General features: G+C 62.3%; 17 protein-coding genes. 4 read left to right on the forward strand and 13 right to left on the reverse strand.

Translation table 11 applies throughout. The annotated features are described in order from the left end of the window. Positions 1-90: 90 nt before the first annotated feature. The 6 genes from K3758_RS12605 to K3758_RS12630 all read right to left on the reverse strand — a co-directional run bounded on the left by K3758_RS12605 (position 91) and on the right by K3758_RS12630 (position 3,694). Positions 91-297 (reverse strand): hypothetical protein, encoded by a 207-nt coding sequence (locus K3758_RS12605; RefSeq protein WP_067630227.1) that lies wholly within the window; start codon positions 295-297, stop codon positions 91-93. Between the two features lie 322 nt (positions 298-619). Beyond that, positions 620-967: a hypothetical protein gene (locus tag K3758_RS12610; protein ID WP_067941107.1), complete on the reverse strand. Its 348-nt coding sequence runs from the start codon at positions 965-967 to the stop codon at positions 620-622. Between the two features lie 81 nt (positions 968-1,048). Further along, positions 1,049-1,189 carry a hypothetical protein gene (locus K3758_RS12615; RefSeq protein ID WP_162931863.1) on the reverse strand — a complete coding sequence of 47 codons (141 nt, stop codon included), beginning with the start codon at positions 1,187-1,189 and terminating at the stop codon, positions 1,049-1,051. 214 nt (positions 1,190-1,403) lie between these two features. Continuing rightward, entirely contained in the window at positions 1,404-1,769 is a 366-nt protein-coding gene (locus K3758_RS12620) for a DUF6497 family protein (RefSeq protein WP_259945484.1), read from the reverse strand. A gap of 32 nt (positions 1,770-1,801) precedes the next feature. Then, positions 1,802-2,056 (reverse strand): Rho termination factor, encoded by a 255-nt coding sequence (locus K3758_RS12625; protein WP_067630224.1) that lies wholly within the window; start codon positions 2,054-2,056, stop codon positions 1,802-1,804. A gap of 105 nt (positions 2,057-2,161) precedes the next feature. Further along, complete coding sequence (locus tag K3758_RS12630; RefSeq protein WP_259945486.1) at positions 2,162-3,694, reverse strand: acyl-CoA carboxylase subunit beta; 1,533 nt, start codon at positions 3,692-3,694, stop codon at positions 2,162-2,164. A gap of 169 nt (positions 3,695-3,863) precedes the next feature. Here K3758_RS12630 and K3758_RS12635 point away from each other — a divergent pair, with 169 nt between their 5' ends. Together K3758_RS12635 and K3758_RS12640 are read left to right on the forward strand one after the other, a co-directional pair. Beyond that, on the forward strand, positions 3,864-5,078 hold the full coding sequence (locus tag K3758_RS12635; protein WP_259950097.1) for a multidrug effflux MFS transporter: 1,215 nt from the start codon (positions 3,864-3,866) through the stop codon (positions 5,076-5,078). Between the two features lie 85 nt (positions 5,079-5,163). Then, the gene (locus K3758_RS12640; protein ID WP_259945488.1) at positions 5,164-6,564 is read left to right on the forward strand and encodes a short-chain fatty acyl-CoA regulator family protein; all 1,401 of its coding nucleotides are present in this window, start codon (positions 5,164-5,166) and stop codon (positions 6,562-6,564) included. Here the strand turns inward: K3758_RS12640 and K3758_RS12645 are convergent, their stop codons facing one another. The 6 genes from K3758_RS12645 to K3758_RS12670 form a co-directional block, all read right to left on the reverse strand. Beyond that, the gene (locus K3758_RS12645) at positions 6,565-7,239 is read right to left on the reverse strand and encodes a thermonuclease family protein (protein ID WP_259945490.1); all 675 of its coding nucleotides are present in this window, start codon (positions 7,237-7,239) and stop codon (positions 6,565-6,567) included. 61 nt (positions 7,240-7,300) lie between these two features. Beyond that, positions 7,301-8,959: a choline dehydrogenase gene (betA, locus tag K3758_RS12650; protein ID WP_259945492.1), complete on the reverse strand. Its 1,659-nt coding sequence runs from the start codon at positions 8,957-8,959 to the stop codon at positions 7,301-7,303. A gap of 86 nt (positions 8,960-9,045) precedes the next feature. Further along, on the reverse strand, positions 9,046-10,503 hold the full coding sequence (gene betB, locus K3758_RS12655) for a betaine-aldehyde dehydrogenase (protein WP_259945494.1): 1,458 nt from the start codon (positions 10,501-10,503) through the stop codon (positions 9,046-9,048). A gap of 76 nt (positions 10,504-10,579) precedes the next feature. Next, a complete protein-coding gene (gene betI / locus K3758_RS12660; protein ID WP_093926810.1) occupies positions 10,580-11,155 on the reverse strand; it encodes a choline-responsive transcriptional repressor BetI in 576 nt (191 codons plus the stop codon). 92 nt (positions 11,156-11,247) lie between these two features. Further along, a complete protein-coding gene (locus K3758_RS12665) occupies positions 11,248-12,177 on the reverse strand; it encodes a DMT family transporter (protein WP_120351551.1) in 930 nt (309 codons plus the stop codon). Positions 12,178-12,232: 55 nt separating this feature from the next. Beyond that, entirely contained in the window at positions 12,233-12,832 is a 600-nt protein-coding gene (locus tag K3758_RS12670) for a LysE/ArgO family amino acid transporter (protein ID WP_067936692.1), read from the reverse strand. 89 nt (positions 12,833-12,921) lie between these two features. Here K3758_RS12670 and K3758_RS12675 point away from each other — a divergent pair, with 89 nt between their 5' ends. Then, complete coding sequence (locus tag K3758_RS12675; RefSeq protein ID WP_259945502.1) at positions 12,922-13,803, forward strand: LysR family transcriptional regulator ArgP; 882 nt, start codon at positions 12,922-12,924, stop codon at positions 13,801-13,803. Here the strand turns inward: K3758_RS12675 and K3758_RS12680 are convergent. Then, positions 13,800-14,540, reverse strand: coding sequence for a YebC/PmpR family DNA-binding transcriptional regulator (locus tag K3758_RS12680; protein WP_259945504.1), 741 nt, complete (start codon positions 14,538-14,540; stop codon positions 13,800-13,802). The genes K3758_RS12675 and K3758_RS12680 overlap by 4 nt on opposite strands. 119 nt (positions 14,541-14,659) lie before the next feature. Between K3758_RS12680 and K3758_RS12685 the strand changes: the two genes are divergently transcribed. Further along, positions 14,660-16,432, forward strand: a complete 1,773-nt coding sequence (locus K3758_RS12685) for an SLC13 family permease (protein ID WP_259945506.1) — start codon at positions 14,660-14,662, stop codon at positions 16,430-16,432. The last annotated feature ends 11 nt before the right edge of the window (positions 16,433-16,443 follow it).

Genomic DNA, 16,443 nt, shown 5'->3' on the forward strand with positions numbered 1-16,443 from the left:
AAAGCTGCGCGGGTGCCTGTAGAGATAAAGATGGAGGGGGAAACCGCCCTGCCCGCGCCAATGGCAGGCAAAGCGGTTAATGGGGCGAGATCAGTTACATTTGCCGGGGTTAAGCTGGCAATAACCGACGTTGGCTGCGGCGCCGATGGCTGCGCCCTGCGCCAGCGACCCACCTGTGACAGCTGCCGCACCTGCGCCGACGGCTGCGCCGCCCAGACCCTGTTCGCCGATGGTGTTGCCACATGCGGCAAGACCGGCTGTCGCGCCAAGCGCGAGAATGATGTTACGAATTGACATGTGCCTGTTCCTTCACTGCTATCTACTGTCCGACCAACGCCCTGCCGTTTGACAAGTTCCCGGTCAGTTTTCCGGCCCGTTGCCCTGTGGCGCGAAAACCACCCCGCCGAAAAGTCGGGCAGCGCGGCGCGGTGGCGCAGCGGCTGCCCGATAGAGGAAGGGGTATGGTCTTCACGTCCGGCGGCACGAAGAGCAAAAGACGCGCCGCCAGCCACGCAAAACCTGCCCCAAGCCTGCGCCAGCGCCAAGCACGCCCTTTGAGGCGGCCGGACTTCGGCAAGGCTGTGCTGATCTGCGTAGAGGCGGGGCGACATCATGCCAATCAACCCTCGAAAGCTTCGGGGAAGGCGGCACGGGCTGCGGCCACGTCGAGCACGAGCAAAGCTTCGTAATCGGCGGGATCAAAGGGATCGGTAGCCGGCAGCACCTCGCGGCCAAAGAGCCACGACAGACGGCCCGCATCCAGATTGCCACGCTCGAAAGGATGCTCGCCAAAGGCTTCCCACAGGGCTTTGACAAAGGCGGCATCGGCGCGGCGGTCAGGCGCGCGGCGGTCAGGGCGACGCTCACGCCGGGTGATGGGCGTGACCCCCTTGGGATTCGGACGGCGAATTGTGAACTGGAAATCGGTGCCGGGCAGTCGCCCGGGGAACCCGCGGTGTTTTAGCATATAGGCGGGCATCAGACACCCCTCCCGGTTGCAGGGGTGGCTGGGATCAGGGCAGGCGCAAACGCCTGCCCTGCAACGGCATTATTTGTACTTGCCGGTGTAGACGGGCTCGACCGAGATGGGCTCGGGCTCAACCACGACGAACTCTTCTTCTTGCTGTGCGCAGGCCGAAACAGCTGCGACGAAACCGATAGCTGCCAGCAACTTGATGCTCTTGGACATGTATATCTCCTATTAATGTTAAATGAACCTGACGCGACAACATGCCGGCCAAGCCCGGGTTCTGAGGTAAGGGATACGTGGGTATTCCTTAACCGCATCATATGCGATTCACATAGCAATGGATACGGTTGCAAGCGCAATCGGTCGCGTTGTGACTCCAAAGCATCATTCCAATTGGAGGATCGGCGGATTCTTGCAAGATCTTGCCTGCGCATCACAAACCCTCCCAGATGCAAGCGTCATCTTGGGCACGGAAAGCTTCGAAATATTGGGTCGCTTCGGGGTCGGCCGCGCCGAATTCCACCGGGCGGTCAGCAAGGGAGACGACGATCACCTGCCCCTCAAGCGCATGTTCGGTCATGTAAGGGAGGGCGACCACCGCGCAGAGATGCTCCATGTCTGGAGCGGCGAGGTCATAGGCGATGGCCTCCGGCCCTTTGGCGATCTGCGGCGCAATGAACCGAAAGCGAAGCCAAGTCTCACCGCCCAATTCCTCGACAAGAACCTCTTGCAAGTCAATAACTTGCCCCGAGGGAACGTCAATCGCCCGTGCCGGAGACGCGAGCCCCCCCGCCAGCAAAGCTGGCAGGCAAGCTCGGCGCAGCAGAGCGCCTAGTGATTGCGCAAAGCGTCGATCAGCGCGTCCTTGTCCATATCCGAACGCCCCTCGATCCCGAGTTCCTGCGCCCGGTCGTAGAGGTCGTCTTTGGTCCAATCCTCGTAGGGCGGCTGTTTGCCCCCCTTCTTGCCGGGATGCTGGCTGTCGTTGGCCTGCGCATTGGCGATGCGGGCGGCTTTCTCCTTGCTCGCCCCATCCTCGCGCAGGGACTTGTAGGTCTCTTCGTCCTTGATTGATGAATTCGGCATGATCCGGCCCTCCTTTGCAAGGAAAACCACCCAGCCCGCCGAGGGTTCCGCGCGCGGCCTCGGTGGGATCGGTATTTAAGAAAGGATGAAGCTGCATGATGGTGCTCAGAGCGGGATGTTGTCGTGCTTCTTCCACGGGGTCTGCACTTTTTTGTTGCGCAGTGACGCGAAGGCACGGGCGACCCGTTTGCGGGTGCTGCGGGGCTGAATCACCTCGTCGATGAAACCGCGTTCGGCGGCGACGAAGGGGTTGGCGAAACGGTCTTCGTAATCCTTCGTGTGTTTGGCGATCTTTTCGGGATCGTTCAGATCCTTGCGGTGGATGATCTCTGTCGCGCCTTTGGCCCCCATTACGGCGACTTCGGCGGTGGGCCATGCGTAGTTGAAATCCGAACGGAGGTGTTTGGAAGCCATCACGTCATAGGCGCCGCCATAGGCTTTGCGCGTGATGACGGTGACCATCGGCACGGTCGCCTCGCCATAGGCGAAGAGCAGTTTCGCGCCGTGTTTGATGACGCCGCCGAATTCCTGACCGGTGCCGGGCAGGAAGCCGGGCACGTCCACAAGGGTCAGAATCGGGATTTCGAAAGCATCGCAGAACCGCACGAAACGGGCCGCTTTGCGCGAGCTATCAATGTCGAGGCAGCCCGCCAGCACCATCGGCTGGTTGGCGACCACGCCGACGGTACGGCCTTCGAGACGGATGAAACCGGTGATGATGTTCTTGGCGAATTCCTCTTGGATTTCGTAAAAGTCGCCCTCATCCGCCAGTTTGAGGATCAGTTCCTTCATGTCATAGGGGGTGTTGGCATTCGACGGCACCAGCGTGTCGAGCGAGGGTTCGATCCGGTTGGGATCGTCGAAGAAGGGGCGGACCGGGGGTTTCTCGCGGTTGTTGGCGGGCAGCAGATCCACGAGGCGGCGCACTTCGGCCAGCGCCTCTACGTCATTCTCGAACGCCGCATCGGCGACCGAGGATTTGCGCGTGTGGGTCGAGGCGCCGCCCAATTCCTCGGCGGTGACGACTTCGTTGGTGACGGTTTTCACCACGTCGGGGCCGGTGACGAACATGTAAGAACTGTCTTTGACCATGAAGATGAAATCGGTCATCGCGGGCGAATAGACCGCGCCGCCCGCGCAGGGACCCATGATGACGCTGATCTGCGGGATCACACCGGAGGCTTCGATGTTGCGCTGGAAAACCTCGGCATAGCCCGCGAGGCTTGCCACGCCTTCTTGGATACGTGCGCCGCCGGAATCGTTAATGCCGATCACGGGCGCGCCGTTCTGCACCGCCATGTCCATAATCTTGCAGATTTTCTGGGCGTGGGTTTCCGAAAGGGAACCGCCGAAGACGGTGAAGTCCTGACTGAAGAGATAGACGAGGCGGCCGTTGATCGTGCCCCAACCGGTGACCACGCCATCGCCTGCGGGCTTTTGATCCTGCATGCCAAAATCGGTGCAGCGGTGGGTGACGAACATGTCGAATTCCTCGAACGAGCCTCCGTCGAGCAGCAGATCGACACGCTCCCGTGCGGTAAGCTTGCCGCGACCGTGCTGCGCATCGATCCGCGCCTGTCCGCCGCCCAAACGCGCATCTTCGCGGCGCCGCTCCAGTTGTTCGAGAATGTCTTTCATGACGCACCCCTATTGTGATTTCGGCCAGTCTATCGGAGGAGCGCAACTGACCAAAGAGCAATTTTGCAAATTTGCAAAATCAATACAGGCGCGCCCAAGCAAAATGAAAAGTTGCAAAACAATCTAGTTAACATGGACATTTCCCATGCCCACGACTACTTGCATTTGCATGAGCGATATCCCCAAAGTCCGGTATCTAGATCGGACGACCCCGCCCCATATATCAACGCTGATCCTGCTGGCCGGGCTTTCGGCCATGGTGATGAACATCTTTCTGCCCAGCCTGCCGAAGATGGCAGAGCATTTTGGCACGGATTACGCGGTGATTCAGCTTTCGGTGCCGCTTTACCTGTTCTTCAGTGGCATACTGCAGATTTTCATTGGGCCGATATCCGACAACCTCGGGCGGCGGCGCGTGATGCTTTGGGGGCTGGGCATCTTTTCCCTGGCCACGATCGGTTGCTTGCTTGCCCCGAACATCGCCGTGTTCCTCGTCTTTCGTATGGCTCAGGCCGTCATCGCCACGGGCATGGTGCTGAGCCGTGCGGTGATCCGCGACCTTTATACCCAAGACGAATCGGCCTCCATGATCGGCTATGTCACCATGGGCATGGCGCTGGTGCCGATGATTAGCCCGGCCTTGGGCGGCTTGTTGGAGCAGGGGTTTGGCTGGCAGGCCTCCTTTTGGGCGATGCTGATCCTCGGCGGGCTGGTGTTCTGGGTGGCTTGGGCGGATTTGGGCGAAACCGCCCGCGCCAGTGGCAAATCGCTGGGCCAGCAGTTCGGCGAATACCCTGAACTGCTCCGCTCGCCGCGGTTCTGGGGCTATGCGCTTGCGACGGGCTTCTGCTCGGGCGCTTTCTTTGCCTATCTTGGCGGCGCGCCCTTCGTGGGCACCGTGGTTTTCGGGATGGAGCCTGCGGTGCTGGGCCTTTATTTCGGCGCGCCCGCGATCGGTTACTTCATCGGCAACTTCATCACCGCGCGCACCGCGACCCGTTTCGGCGTCAATACGCTGGTGCTCTGGGGCTGCATCTCAAATGCCGTGGGGGGCACGGTGTCGCTGCTGATATTCCTTGCGGGATACGGCTCCCCGCTCAGCTTTTTCGGGCTGATGACGCTGGTGGGGCTGGGCAATGGCCTGTGCATTCCCAACGCCACGGCCGGGATGCTGTCGGTGCGCCCGCATCTGGCGGGCACGGCCTCTGGGCTTGGCGGGGCGATCATGATCGTCGGCGGCGCTGCGCTGAGCGCGCTGGCCGGGGCCCTTCTCACGCCAGAGACCGGAGCCTATCCGCTATTGTGGTTGATGCTGCTGACCGCCATCGCCTCGGTCGCCTCCATCTGGGTGGTGATCCGGCGCGAGAAAGCCTTGGGGCTTTAACCTAGCAGTACCCCCGCCTCGGGCTTGCGAGCGGGGGTTTGCAAAGCTACGCTGCCGCGAAATGCAAATTTGCAAAGGTGCGCGGATGGCGATCCAGAAACTCTATGCCGGTGTAAAACTGCGAGAGACCCGCACCCGTGCGGGGCTGACGCAGAAAGACTTTGCCGCCCGGCTTGGCGTCTCCTTGCCCTATCTCAACCAAATGGAAAACAACAACCGACCCGTCAGCACCAATGTGGTGCTGGCGCTGGCGTCGGAATTCAGGCTCGACGTGACCGAGCTTTCCAGCGGTGATGGAGAGCGATTGGTGAGCGATCTGCGCGAGGCGCTGGCCGATCCGATCTTCGCCGGAAAGACACCCCCGGTGGCCGATCTGCGCCTCACCGCCTCTAACGCGCCGGGGCTGGCCCATGCGTTTCTCGCCCTGCACCAAAGCTACCGGCAGGTGCATGAACGACTGGCCTCGCTGGACGAAGCCTTGGGCCGCGAGGACGCTCGGGCGATGCCCTCCCCTTGGGAGGAGGTGCGGGATTTCTTTCACTATTGCGACAATTACATTGATGCCGTCGACCGCGCGGCAGAGCATTTCGCCACCCGCGAGGGCACCGGTAACGATACACGGGCGACCGCGGCAACCGCGCTTGAACGCGCTGGCGTGACCGTGATCTTTGAGGATGACGACCGCCTGCGTGCCTATGATCCCGCCCGAGAAACGCTGCATCTGTCGGCCCGTGCAGCCCCTGAGACGCAGACCTTTCAAATGTTGCTCCAGGTGGCGCTGACCCAGCAGGACGCGCTGTTGGAGGCAACACTTGATCTTGCACGGTTCCACAGCGCCGCCGCCCGGGATATCGCCAAGATCGGGTTGGCCAATTATTTTGCCGGGGCGGCGCTGCTGCCTTACGGGCGATTCCTGCAAAAGGCGCAGGACTGCCGCCATGATCTTGAGGTGCTGGCTGGGCATTTCGGCGCCTCGATTGAGCAGGTGGCGCACAGGCTTTCGACGCTCCAGCGGCCCGGTGCAAAGGGGGTGCCCTTTTTCTTTGTGCGGGTCGATCAGGCGGGCACGATCACCAAGCGCCATTCTGCCACCCGGTTGCAATTCGCGCGTTTTGGCGGGGCCTGTCCGCTGTGGAATGTCCACCGCGCGTTTGAAACGCCGGGAAGGTTCTTGCGCCAGTTGGCCGAAACGCCGGACGGGGTGCGCTATATCAGTCTGGCGCGGGACATCTCGAAGCCGGCGGGGCGGTTTGGCGCGCCGGTGCGGCGTTATGCGATCTCACTGGGGTGCGAGGTGCGCCATGCGGCGGCACTCGTCTATGCCGATGGGCTGGATGTCACCCGCAGCGATGCCTTTGAACCGATTGGCATTTCGTGCCGCATTTGTGAGCGCCGGGATTGCCACCAACGCTCCGTCCCGCCGCTAGAGCGGCAGTTGGTCGTCGACCCGCATCTGCGCGATACTCTGCCCTACCGGGTGGAGTGATCAGCGCCGCGCCCGCCGCCAGCCCGCACCGCGGGCTTCTGCTTCGGAGCAGAACCAACGCTCTCCCTTGCGGGTGCTGATGCGGGTGCGGCTATAGAATTCCTGCCCCGGCATATGGTAAATCTTGGTCCCTTTGGCGCTGATATTGCCCTTGATCTGGCAGCTCCCCTCAGGCCTAGCCGGTTCTGAACCGCTGCGGCGGGTCACGCGGTAGCGGGCCGGAGAGATGGTCTTGAACCCATGAATGCCACGCCCTGCGACAAAGGCTGCCTTTTCCTCCAGATCATAGTCCATCGAATATTTGCGATAGGCAAAGGCCAGCCCCTCTTGCACAAGCGCCTGCCCTACGTCGACACCGCCGACATGGCAGCGGGCGACGATGCGATCATATCGGTCACGGTCCAGCGCTTCACAGCGCGCTTCGGCCCCTTGGTATCTGTCGCGCACCTCTCTCGTTGTCCAATCGCCGCAGGCCCAAGCCTGCCCGCCATCGGTTTCGCAGGTCTGGCTTGCCTCAAGCGCGTCGATACCGTGTAAGCGGATGCGCGTGCCGCCAAGATCGAAGGTATCCCCATCAATCACGCGCACCACACCCGACACGGTCTGCGCCCCAGCCGATACTGCTGCGAAACTCAGCGTGAGACTGAGGGCGAAAAGTGAACAAATCTTTAACATGGGGCAGGTATGACGCCCTGCCCCGCCAGCTTCAAGGGAGGAGATTAAGACAGGTTAATGATCAGCGCTGCGCCACCTGCCAATTGGGGTGCAGCCAAGGTTCGTCATTCGCCCGAGGCAGCGGATCACGGCCCAAAAGCAGGTCCGAGACCTTTTCCCCCACCATGATCGAGGGCGCGTTAAGGTTGCCATTGGTGATGCGCGGAAAGATCGAACTGTCGGCCACCCGCAGCCCTTCAACCCCAATCACCCGCGCCTGCGGGTCGACCACGGCGTTCGGATCGTCGGCCGCGCCCATGCGGCAGGTGCCACAGGGATGATAGGCGCTTTCCGCATGTTCGGCGATGAAACTGTCTAGCTCCGCATCCGATTGCAGCGCGTCGCCGGGTTGGATCTCATGTTTGACGAAAGGCTTGAAAGCCTCCTGCGCGAAAATCTCACGTGTGAGGCGGATGCAGGTGCGGAATTCCTCCCAATCGTCGGGATGCGACATGTAGTTAAAGCGGATTTTCGGCGCATCTGCCGGGTCGGCTGACCGCAGGGTGATGTCGCCCCGCGACTTAGAGCGCATTGGCCCTGTATGAGCTTGAAACCCGTGCCCCTCCGCTGCCGCCTGCCCGTCGTAACGCACGGCGATGGGCAGGAAATGGTATTGAATATCAGGGTATTCCACGCCGGGCTTCGAGCGGATGAAGGCCGCGGATTCAAACTGATTAGAGGCGCCCATACCGGTCTTGGTAAAGAGCCACTGCGCGCCGATGACAGCCTTCGACAGCAAGTTCCAATGTTTATAGAGCGTGATCGGCTGGCTGGAGGCCATCTGAATATAAAGCTCCAGATGGTCTTGTAGGTTCTGCCCCACGCCGGGGCGGTCTGCGACGACATTGATGCCGTGCTGCGCCAGATGGCCCGCCGGGCCGATCCCCGACAGCATCAGCAGTTTCGGCGAGTTGATCGATGACGCGGCCAGCACTACTTCGCTCTGCGCACGGATGACCTCTGTGCGGTTGCCGCGCTTGACCTCGACCCCCACGGCGCGGCCCTCTTCGATCACCACGCGCTGCGCCAGCGCGCGGATCAGCGTCACATTCCCGGTTTTCTGTGCAGGCCGCAGGTAGGCATTGGCCGCCGACCAGCGGCGCCCGTTCCAGACCGTCTGCTCCATCGGGCCAAAGCCCTCTTGTTTCTCGCCGTTGTAATCTTCGGTCATCTGGTAACCGGCCTGCGAGCCCGCCTGTACGAAAGCGTCAAACAGCGGGTTCTCCCGCGGGCCGCGGCTGACGTGCAGCGGGCCATCTGTGCCGCGCCACGCCGCATCGCCGCCATGGCCGTTCTCGTGCCAGGTCTCCATGCGTTTGTAATAGGGCAGCACGTCAGCATAGCCCCAGCCCTGCGCGCCGCTTTCTTCCCAATGGTCGAAATCCTTGGCATGGCCGCGCACATAGACCATTCCATTGATTGAGGAGCTGCCGCCGATCACCTTGCCGCGCGGGCAGACCAATTCCCGCCCGTTCAGATGCGGCTCGGGCTCGGATTTATAGCCCCAGTCATAGCGCGGCATGTTCATCGGATAGCTGAGTGCCGCGGGCATCTGGATAAACGGCCCCGCGTCGCTGCCGCCATGTTCAATGACGATCACCTTACGCCCCGCCTCGGCCAGACGGTAGGCCATGGCGCAGCCCGCAGACCCCGCCCCGACGATTACAAATTCAGCTTCCATTCCACTTACCTTCCGCAAATCCGCACGGGTGCGGGGCAGCGCCCGACGGTGTCGGCTTTATGCGCTGCGGCCTAATTTTCCGTTGCTTAGAACGGCGCTTCGACATCGCCCATGCGGACGTAGACCGACTTCAACTGGCTATAATGGTTGATCGCCGCCTTAGAGTTTTCGCGGCCCACGCCGGAGTTCTTCATGCCCCCAAAGGGCGCTTCGACCGGCGCGTCATTATAGGTATTGATGTAGCAGGTCCCCGCCTCGAACCCGGCAGCCACGCGATGTGCGCGGGTCAGGTTTTGGGTAAAGACACCGGCGGCGAGGCCGAATTCCGTGGCATTGGCACGGGCCATGACCTCGGCCTCATCCTCAAAATCGAGCACGGCCATGACGGGGCCGAAAATCTCTTCGCGGGCGATCACCATGTCGTCTTTGACATCCGCGAAAACGGTGGGCTGCATGTAGAAACCGTCGCACTCGATCCGTTTGCCGCCATAGACCAGGCGCGCGCCCTCGGCCTCACCCTTTGCCACATAGTCCAGCGCGATCTGCATCTGGCGGTCGCTTACCATGGGGCCAAAGCTGGTGTCGGGGTCCATCGGGTCACCGATCACGGCGTTTTCCAACCGCTCAGACAGCCGCGCAAGAAACGCCTCCTTGATGTCGCGGTGCACAAAGACCCGCGTGCCGTTCGAACAAATCTGGCCGGAGCTATAGAAGTTGCCCAAGATCGCGCCGCTCACGGCATTGTCGATATCGGCATCCTCAAAGACGATCATGGGGGATTTGCCGCCCAACTCCATCGTGACATGTTTGATGCCCTCGGCGGCGGCGGCATAGACTTTGCGGCCCGTCGGGACGGATCCGGTCAGCGACACCTTGTCGACGCGGCTGTCGGTGACCAGCGATTGCCCCACCTCGCCCATGCCCTGCACCACGTTGAACAGGCCCGCGGGCAACCCGGCCTCAATGAGTATCTCAGCTACTTTCAGCGCACAGAGCGGTGTTGTCTCGGACGGTTTGAAGATCATTGCATTGCCGCAGGCGAGCGCTGGCGCGGCTTTCCAGCAGGCGATCTGCGTCGGGTAGTTCCACGCGCCGATGCCCACGCACAGGCCAAGCGCCTCGCGGCGGGTATAGACCCAATCTTCGCCCAGTTGGATATGCTCGCCCGTCAGGCTGCCCGCCAGACCGCCGAAATACTCCAGCGCGTCGGCCCCGCTGGTGGCATCGGCAACAGAGGTTTCTTGGTAAGGTTTGCCGGTGTCATAGGTCTCCAGCACCGACAGGTCGTGGTTGCGCTCGCGGATCATGTCGGCGGCGCGGCGCAGGATGCGGCCCCGCTCGGTGCCTGTCATCGCAGCCCATGCGGCCTGCGCCTTGCGAGCCGAGGTGATGGCTTGTTCAACGATCGCAGGCGTGGCGGCATAGAGCGTGGCGATCGTCTCGCCCGTGGCGGGATAGATCACCGGGATCGGCGTGCCCTCTGTGTCTTCGACATAGGCGCCGTCGATGAAATGGCTGGCTGTGGGCTGGGGATCATAGGACATCAAAGATACTTTCTTGCCTGAGGGGCGGAGTGTTCGAGGAGGCGGAGCGCGGCAATGCCGCCCTTCTCCGCAGTGTTCAGCGGCCCGCTTTCAGCAGCAGGTCGAGGGTATAGAGCGCGCGGGTCATTGCTTCGGCGGCGCTGACATTGTCCGACAGCGCGGCGCGCAGATAGAGCCCATCAATCAGCGCCGCCAATGTGTCGGCGTCGCCTTCAGGTTGGGGGCTGATCGGGCGCAGCGCATGGGTGAGGTTCGAGCGCAGACGGCTTTGATAAGCCGTCAGCAGCCGACGCGTTTCGGGATTGGTGCGGGCATGGGCGTAAAGCGTCATCCACGCGCTAATCGTGCCAGGATGAAAGCCGGTGTCGTCGAAACTGGCGACAATGATCGCCGCCGCCCGGTCATGCGGCGTGCGGGCCGTGGCCAGCCGTTCGCGCACCCCTGCCGCATATTCCGACAGGATATGCCGCATCGCGGCGAGGAAGATCTGATTCTTGCCGCCGAAATAGTGATGCGCCAAAGCGCTGGACATGCCTGCCCGCTTGGCGATCTGGCTCACCGTCACATCCAGCGACTGAGCTTCGCCAATCTCGGCGATGGTGGCTTTGACCAGCGCAGAGCGGCGAATGGGTTCCATTCCGACTTTGGGCATTGGATTCGGGTCCTTGGGGCAGTGTTGACCGCCTCAGGATAGGGGAATCTTTATTGACTCGTCAATCAAGTACCGCCCGCGGGGGTGGTACGTCAGAATTTCGTGGCGTGGGAGGGCGGCGTGACCTGCCGTTTCAGCATCGCTTCGCGCCATGTGATAAAGGTGACCGAGCCCAAAATCACGGCGCCGCCCAGCACGACCCAGATGTCCACCGGCTCGGCAAAGACCACCACGCCGAGGATCGTGGCCCAGACCAGTTGCAGGAATGTCACCGGCTGCGTCACCGTCACGGGGGCGGCGGCGAATGCCAGCGTCATGGTGAAATGCCCCGCCGTGGCGAAAAAGGCGACGCCGGCGAGGATCAGCAACTCCTGCGCGGTGGGCGTGATCCAAACGGTGAAGGCGAAGGGCGCAAGGCCGATGGTCACGAAGATCGACAGCATGGTGACGATCATCACAGGCCGCGCTTCATCCGCCAGCACTTTGGCCAAGAGGTAGGAACCCGCGAAAACCACCGCCGCCAGCAGCATCGCCAGATGCCCGGTTGAAACTTCGCGAAAGCCGGGCCGCAGGATGATCGCCGCCCCTGCCAGCCCCAGACAAACGGCCACAATACGCCGCGCCGCGAGCTTTTCGCCGAGAAAAATCGCAGCGCCGACAGTGACATAGATTGGCGCGAGGTAGTTCATCGCCGTGACCTCGGCAATCGGCAGGCGGGTCATGGCGTAGAACCACAAGATCACCCCGCCCGCATGAAAGAACCCGCGCAGACCGAAAAGCCCCCACTGGCGCTTGCTAACGGGGGTCGACAAAAGCGACCGCAGGATCGGCAGGACAAAGACCAGCCCCATGGCGTAGCGCAGGAATGCCGCCTCTGCCGAGGGCAGGCGTGGCCCCATGTATTTGACCAGCGCAGTCACGCCGATGAAACACGCCCCCGTCACCAGCATCCAAAAGACCCCGACAAGCGGGCGATTGGCGGGAACGGGGATGTCGGGGGTGGTTGCGGGGTTTTGTGTCATGCCGCGACCCTTTCCCAAACTGCTGCCAAGGGCAAGATGGGCGCGGCACTTTTATTCACATCGCAAGCAATTTGATCGCAATCCCCCACATGGTCACGGCGATGACGGCGTCCAAAATCTGCCAACTGCGCGGCTTGGCGAAAAGCGGCGCAAGCAGCCGCGCGCCATAGCCGAGGGCAAAGAAGAACACGAAACTCGCCAACGCTGCGCCGATCCCAAAGCTCAGGCGGTCGGGATACTGCGCCGAGATTGAACCAAGCAGCACCAATGTGTCGAGATAAACATGCGGGTTCAGCCAGGTCAGGGCCAGCAGGGTTAGGACCGCCTTGCCCAAGCTGCGGGTGGCCTGCCCTTCGGCCTCCAACCCCTCACCGCCGCGCCATGCCGACACGGCATTGCGCCAACCGTACCACAGCAGGAAGGCCGCGCCGCCGTAGCGCATCAGGGGCCCGAACCACGGTGCCGCTTCGGCCAGCGCGCCAAAACCGGCCACACCAGCAGTGATCAAGATCGCATCCGAAGTGGCGCAGACCAACACCACCACCAGCACATGCTCACGCCGCAGCCCTTGGCGCAGGACAAAGGCGTTCTGCGCGCCGATGGCCATGATGAGAGTGAGGCTGAGAGCGAAGCCGGGGAGGAATGAGGTCAGCATTGGGGGCGTCCTGTCTTGGGTTGCTTTTGCCTACCGCGGCGGTACAGATTACTCAAATTCAATAGTCTTCGCTTGGATTAGAGAAACTTATGCAGCTCGATAGTGCCCAACTGACCGCTTTGGCGAGCATCCTGCGACTTGGCAGCTTTGACGCGGCGGCGGCGGCGCTCGGGGTCACCCCCTCCGCCATCTCGCAGCGGGTGAAGGCGCTTGAGGATCGGGTCGGCACCACGCTGGTCTTGCGCGGCCAACCCTGTACCGGCACGCCGACGGGCCAGCGGCTGGCGAAACATGCCGAAGACGTGGCCCTGCTCGAAGCGCAGGCATTGGGCGTCAGCGGCAACACGTCCCCGCCCCGGCTGCGGCTGGCGGTGCCTGCGGATGTTCTGGCGACATGGCTTATCCCAGCCTTGGCGCAGATACCGGATATGCTGTTTGATCTGGTGATCGACGATCAAGACACCTCCGCCGATTGGCTGCGGCGTGGAGAGGTCAGCGCGGCTGTGACCGGACAAGCCCGCGCCGCACCGGGCTGTGATCTGCGGCCCTTGGGCGCGCTGCGTTATCACCCCACAGCCAGCCCCGCCTATATGAAGAAATGGTTCACCCAAGGCGTCACCACCGAGACACTGGGCCAAGCGCCGATGCTGACCTTTAACCGCAAGGATCAACTGCAGGGGCGCTGGCTGATGCAAAAAACCGGGCAGCGATTGACCCCGCCCAGCCACCACCTGCCCTCAAGTCACGGCTTCGTGGCGGCGGCGCGCGAAGGCTTGGGCTGGGGCATGAACCCTGCGCCTCTGGTGGCTGAGGATATGGAGAAAGGCCGCCTCGTCTCGCTCGACGAAGCATTGCCATTGGATGTGCCGCTTTACTGGCAGGTCGCGCGGATCATGGCGCCCGCGCTTGCCCCGCTCACCGCCGCCATAAAGGCTGCGGCGCGCGAGGCGCTGGTGCAAGGGGCGCGTTAAAGCTGCGCCATAACCTCGTCGGAGGCTTCGAAATTGGTGGTGACGCGCTGCACGTCGTCGTCTTCCTCAAGCGCATCGACCAGCTTCATCAGCTTTTCCATGGCCTCAAGATCCATCTCGGTGGTGGTGGTCGGACGCCAGATCAGTTTAGTCGATTCCGACTCGCCCAGTTCCGCCTCAAGCGCGGTGGAGACATCGTTAAGATCGGTATCCGTGCAATAGATGACGTGCCCATCTTCGGAGCTTTCCACATCCTCGGCCCCGGCCTCAATCGCCGCCATCATCACAGTGTCCGCGTCGCCGACGGCGGCGGGGTAGATCACCTCGCCCTTGCGCTCAAACATAAAGCCGACCGAACCGGTTTCGCCCAGATTGCCGCCGTTCTTAGTAAAGGTCGAGCGCACGGTCGAGGCGGTGCGGTTGCGGTTGTCGGTCATCGCTTCCACGATCACTGCCACGCCGTTCGGACCATAGCCCTCATAGCGGATTTCTTCGTAATCCTCGCCCTCACCGCCCACGGCCTTCTTGATGGCGCGTTCGATGTTGTCCTTGGGCATGGACTGGCCCTTGGCCTCTTTCACGGCCATGCGTAGGCGCGGGTTCTTTTCCGGGTCGGGGTCGCCCATCTTGGCCGCGATGGTGATTTCCTTGGAAAGTTTGGAAAACACCTTGGCGCGCAGCTTGTCCTGACGGCCCTTGCGATGCTGGATGTTTGCCCATTTGGAGTGACCGGCCATGAATACCTCGTTCTGGCAATGCGTTTGCGCCACTCTATATGCCAGCATCACCGCTGGAACAAGCCACCCGGCCTGTGCTTAGCTTTCCTCCTTTGGGGCAACCACGTTAGACCGGATATATGACCACAGATCAGATCATTCTCTTTACCCTCTTTGGCGCGGTCTTTGGCCTGCTGCTCTGGGGTCGCTTTCGCTATGACATCGTGGCCTTTGGCGCACTGATGGCCGGGGTGGTGCTGGGGGTGGTGCCCACGGAAAACGCCTTTGACGGCTTTGGCCATCCGGCGACGTTGATCGTGGCGCTGGTGCTGGTGGTTTCCGCCGGGCTGGTGCGCTCGGGCGCGGTGATGTTGATCACCCGCACGCTGGTGGACAGTTCGCGCAGCTTGGGCGCGCATATTTCGATCATGGGGGCCGTCGGTGGGGTGCTCTCGGCCTTTATGAACAACGTGGCGGCCTTGGCGCTTTTGATGCCGGTCGACATTCAGACCGCGCGCAAAGCGGGCCGCGCGCCGGGGCTGAGCCTCATGCCGCTGAGTTTTGCCACCATCCTTGGCGGGATGGCAACGCTGATCGGCACACCCCCCAATATTATCATCGCGTCGATCCGGCAGGAATCGCTGGGCGCGCCGTTCAAGATGTTCGACTTTGCCCCGGTGGGCGGTTTGGCCGCCATTGCCGGGCTGATCTTTGTGGCGCTGATCGGCTGGCGTTTGATCCCCGCCCGCGAAGACGCGATGATCGAGCCCGAGGATATCGCGGAATATATCGCAGAGCTGACCGTGCCCGAGGGCAATAAGCAGATCGGCAAGCGCCTGGCAGAGCTACAGGAAGAAGCACATCAAGCCGATGTGGCGATCCTTGGGCTGATGCGGGACGGCAAACGTCGCTATGGCACCGCGCGCAATGTGGTGCTGCAGGCCGGGGACGCGATCGTGCTGGAAGCCACGCCCGATGCGCTGGACGAATTTCGCAGCACGCTGAACCTCGCGCTGGCGGACAGTGACCGTGAAGACCTGCTGCTGGCCGATGGCGACGGGGTCGAGATTGTCGAGGTCGTGGTGACCGAAGCCTCGCGCCTCAATGGTCGCACGGCGCAGGCGGTGGGCCTCTCGTGGCGCCAGCGCACGGTGCTGCTGGGTCTGTCGCGGCAAGGCCGCAAGATCACCTCGCAGCTGCGCACGACCGAGTTGAAACCCGGTGACATCCTCTTGCTGCTGGTGCCGCGCGACACGGTGGCCCATGTCACCGACTGGCTGGGCGTGCTGCCCTTGGCCGACCGTGGCCTTGCCGTGACCCAAGACAGCAAGACGTGGCTTGCCATCGGCATGTTCGCAGGTGCGGTGGCGGCGGCCTCCTTTGGGTTGATCTATCTGCCCATTGCGCTTGGGCTGGTAGTTGTGGGCTATGTGCTGGCCAAGATCGTGCCGCTGTCGGAACTCTATACCCATATCGAATGGCCGGTGATCGTGCTTTTGGGCTCCATGATCCCGCTGGGCGCGGCGCTGGAAACCTCGGGCGGGACCGAGTTGATCGCGGGTGCGCTGGTGGGGCTGACCGAAGGGCTGCCCGCATGGGTCGTGCTGACGGTGCTGATGGTGGTGACCATGTCGCTGTCGGATGTGCTGAACAACACGGCGACGACAATCGTCGCCGCCCCGGTGGGCATCCAGATGGCGCAGACGCTCGAGGTGTCGCCCGACCCCTTTCTGATGGCGGTGGCGGTGGCGGCCTCTTCGGCGTTCCTCACGCCGATTGGACATAAGAACAATACCCTGATCCTTGGCCCCGGCGGCTATTCCTTTGGCGACTATTGGCGCATGGGGCTGCCGCTAGAGATCATCGTCGTCGCGGTGTCGATCCCCGCGATCCTCGTCTTTTGGCCACTCTGACGTCGCGCCCC

Source organism: Sulfitobacter sp. W002, assembly GCF_025142135.1.
GTDB lineage: Bacteria > Pseudomonadota > Alphaproteobacteria > Rhodobacterales > Rhodobacteraceae > Sulfitobacter > Sulfitobacter profundi.

Coding starts and splice junctions, on each gene's coding strand:
- K3758_RS12605 (WP_067630227.1), bottom strand. CDS start 297: ATGTCAATTCGTAACATCATTCTCGCGCTTGGCGCGACAGCCGGTCTT.
- K3758_RS12610 (WP_067941107.1), bottom strand. CDS start 967: ATGCTAAAACACCGCGGGTTCCCCGGGCGACTGCCCGGCACCGATTTC.
- K3758_RS12615 (WP_162931863.1), bottom strand. CDS start 1,189: ATGTCCAAGAGCATCAAGTTGCTGGCAGCTATCGGTTTCGTCGCAGCT.
- K3758_RS12625 (WP_067630224.1), bottom strand. CDS start 2,056: ATGCCGAATTCATCAATCAAGGACGAAGAGACCTACAAGTCCCTGCGC.
- K3758_RS12630 (WP_259945486.1), bottom strand. CDS start 3,694: ATGAAAGACATTCTCGAACAACTGGAGCGGCGCCGCGAAGATGCGCGT.
- K3758_RS12635 (WP_259950097.1), top strand. CDS start 3,864: ATGAGCGATATCCCCAAAGTCCGGTATCTAGATCGGACGACCCCGCCC.
- K3758_RS12640 (WP_259945488.1), top strand. CDS start 5,164: ATGGCGATCCAGAAACTCTATGCCGGTGTAAAACTGCGAGAGACCCGC.
- K3758_RS12645 (WP_259945490.1), bottom strand. CDS start 7,239: ATGTTAAAGATTTGTTCACTTTTCGCCCTCAGTCTCACGCTGAGTTTC.
- betA (WP_259945492.1), bottom strand. CDS start 8,959: ATGGAAGCTGAATTTGTAATCGTCGGGGCGGGGTCTGCGGGCTGCGCC.
- betB (WP_259945494.1), bottom strand. CDS start 10,503: ATGTCCTATGATCCCCAGCCCACAGCCAGCCATTTCATCGACGGCGCC.
- betI (WP_093926810.1), bottom strand. CDS start 11,155: ATGCCCAAAGTCGGAATGGAACCCATTCGCCGCTCTGCGCTGGTCAAA.
- K3758_RS12665 (WP_120351551.1), bottom strand. CDS start 12,177: ATGACACAAAACCCCGCAACCACCCCCGACATCCCCGTTCCCGCCAAT.
- K3758_RS12670 (WP_067936692.1), bottom strand. CDS start 12,832: ATGCTGACCTCATTCCTCCCCGGCTTCGCTCTCAGCCTCACTCTCATC.
- K3758_RS12675 (WP_259945502.1), top strand. CDS start 12,922: ATGCAGCTCGATAGTGCCCAACTGACCGCTTTGGCGAGCATCCTGCGA.
- K3758_RS12680 (WP_259945504.1), bottom strand. CDS start 14,540: ATGGCCGGTCACTCCAAATGGGCAAACATCCAGCATCGCAAGGGCCGT.
- K3758_RS12685 (WP_259945506.1), top strand. CDS start 14,660: ATGACCACAGATCAGATCATTCTCTTTACCCTCTTTGGCGCGGTCTTT.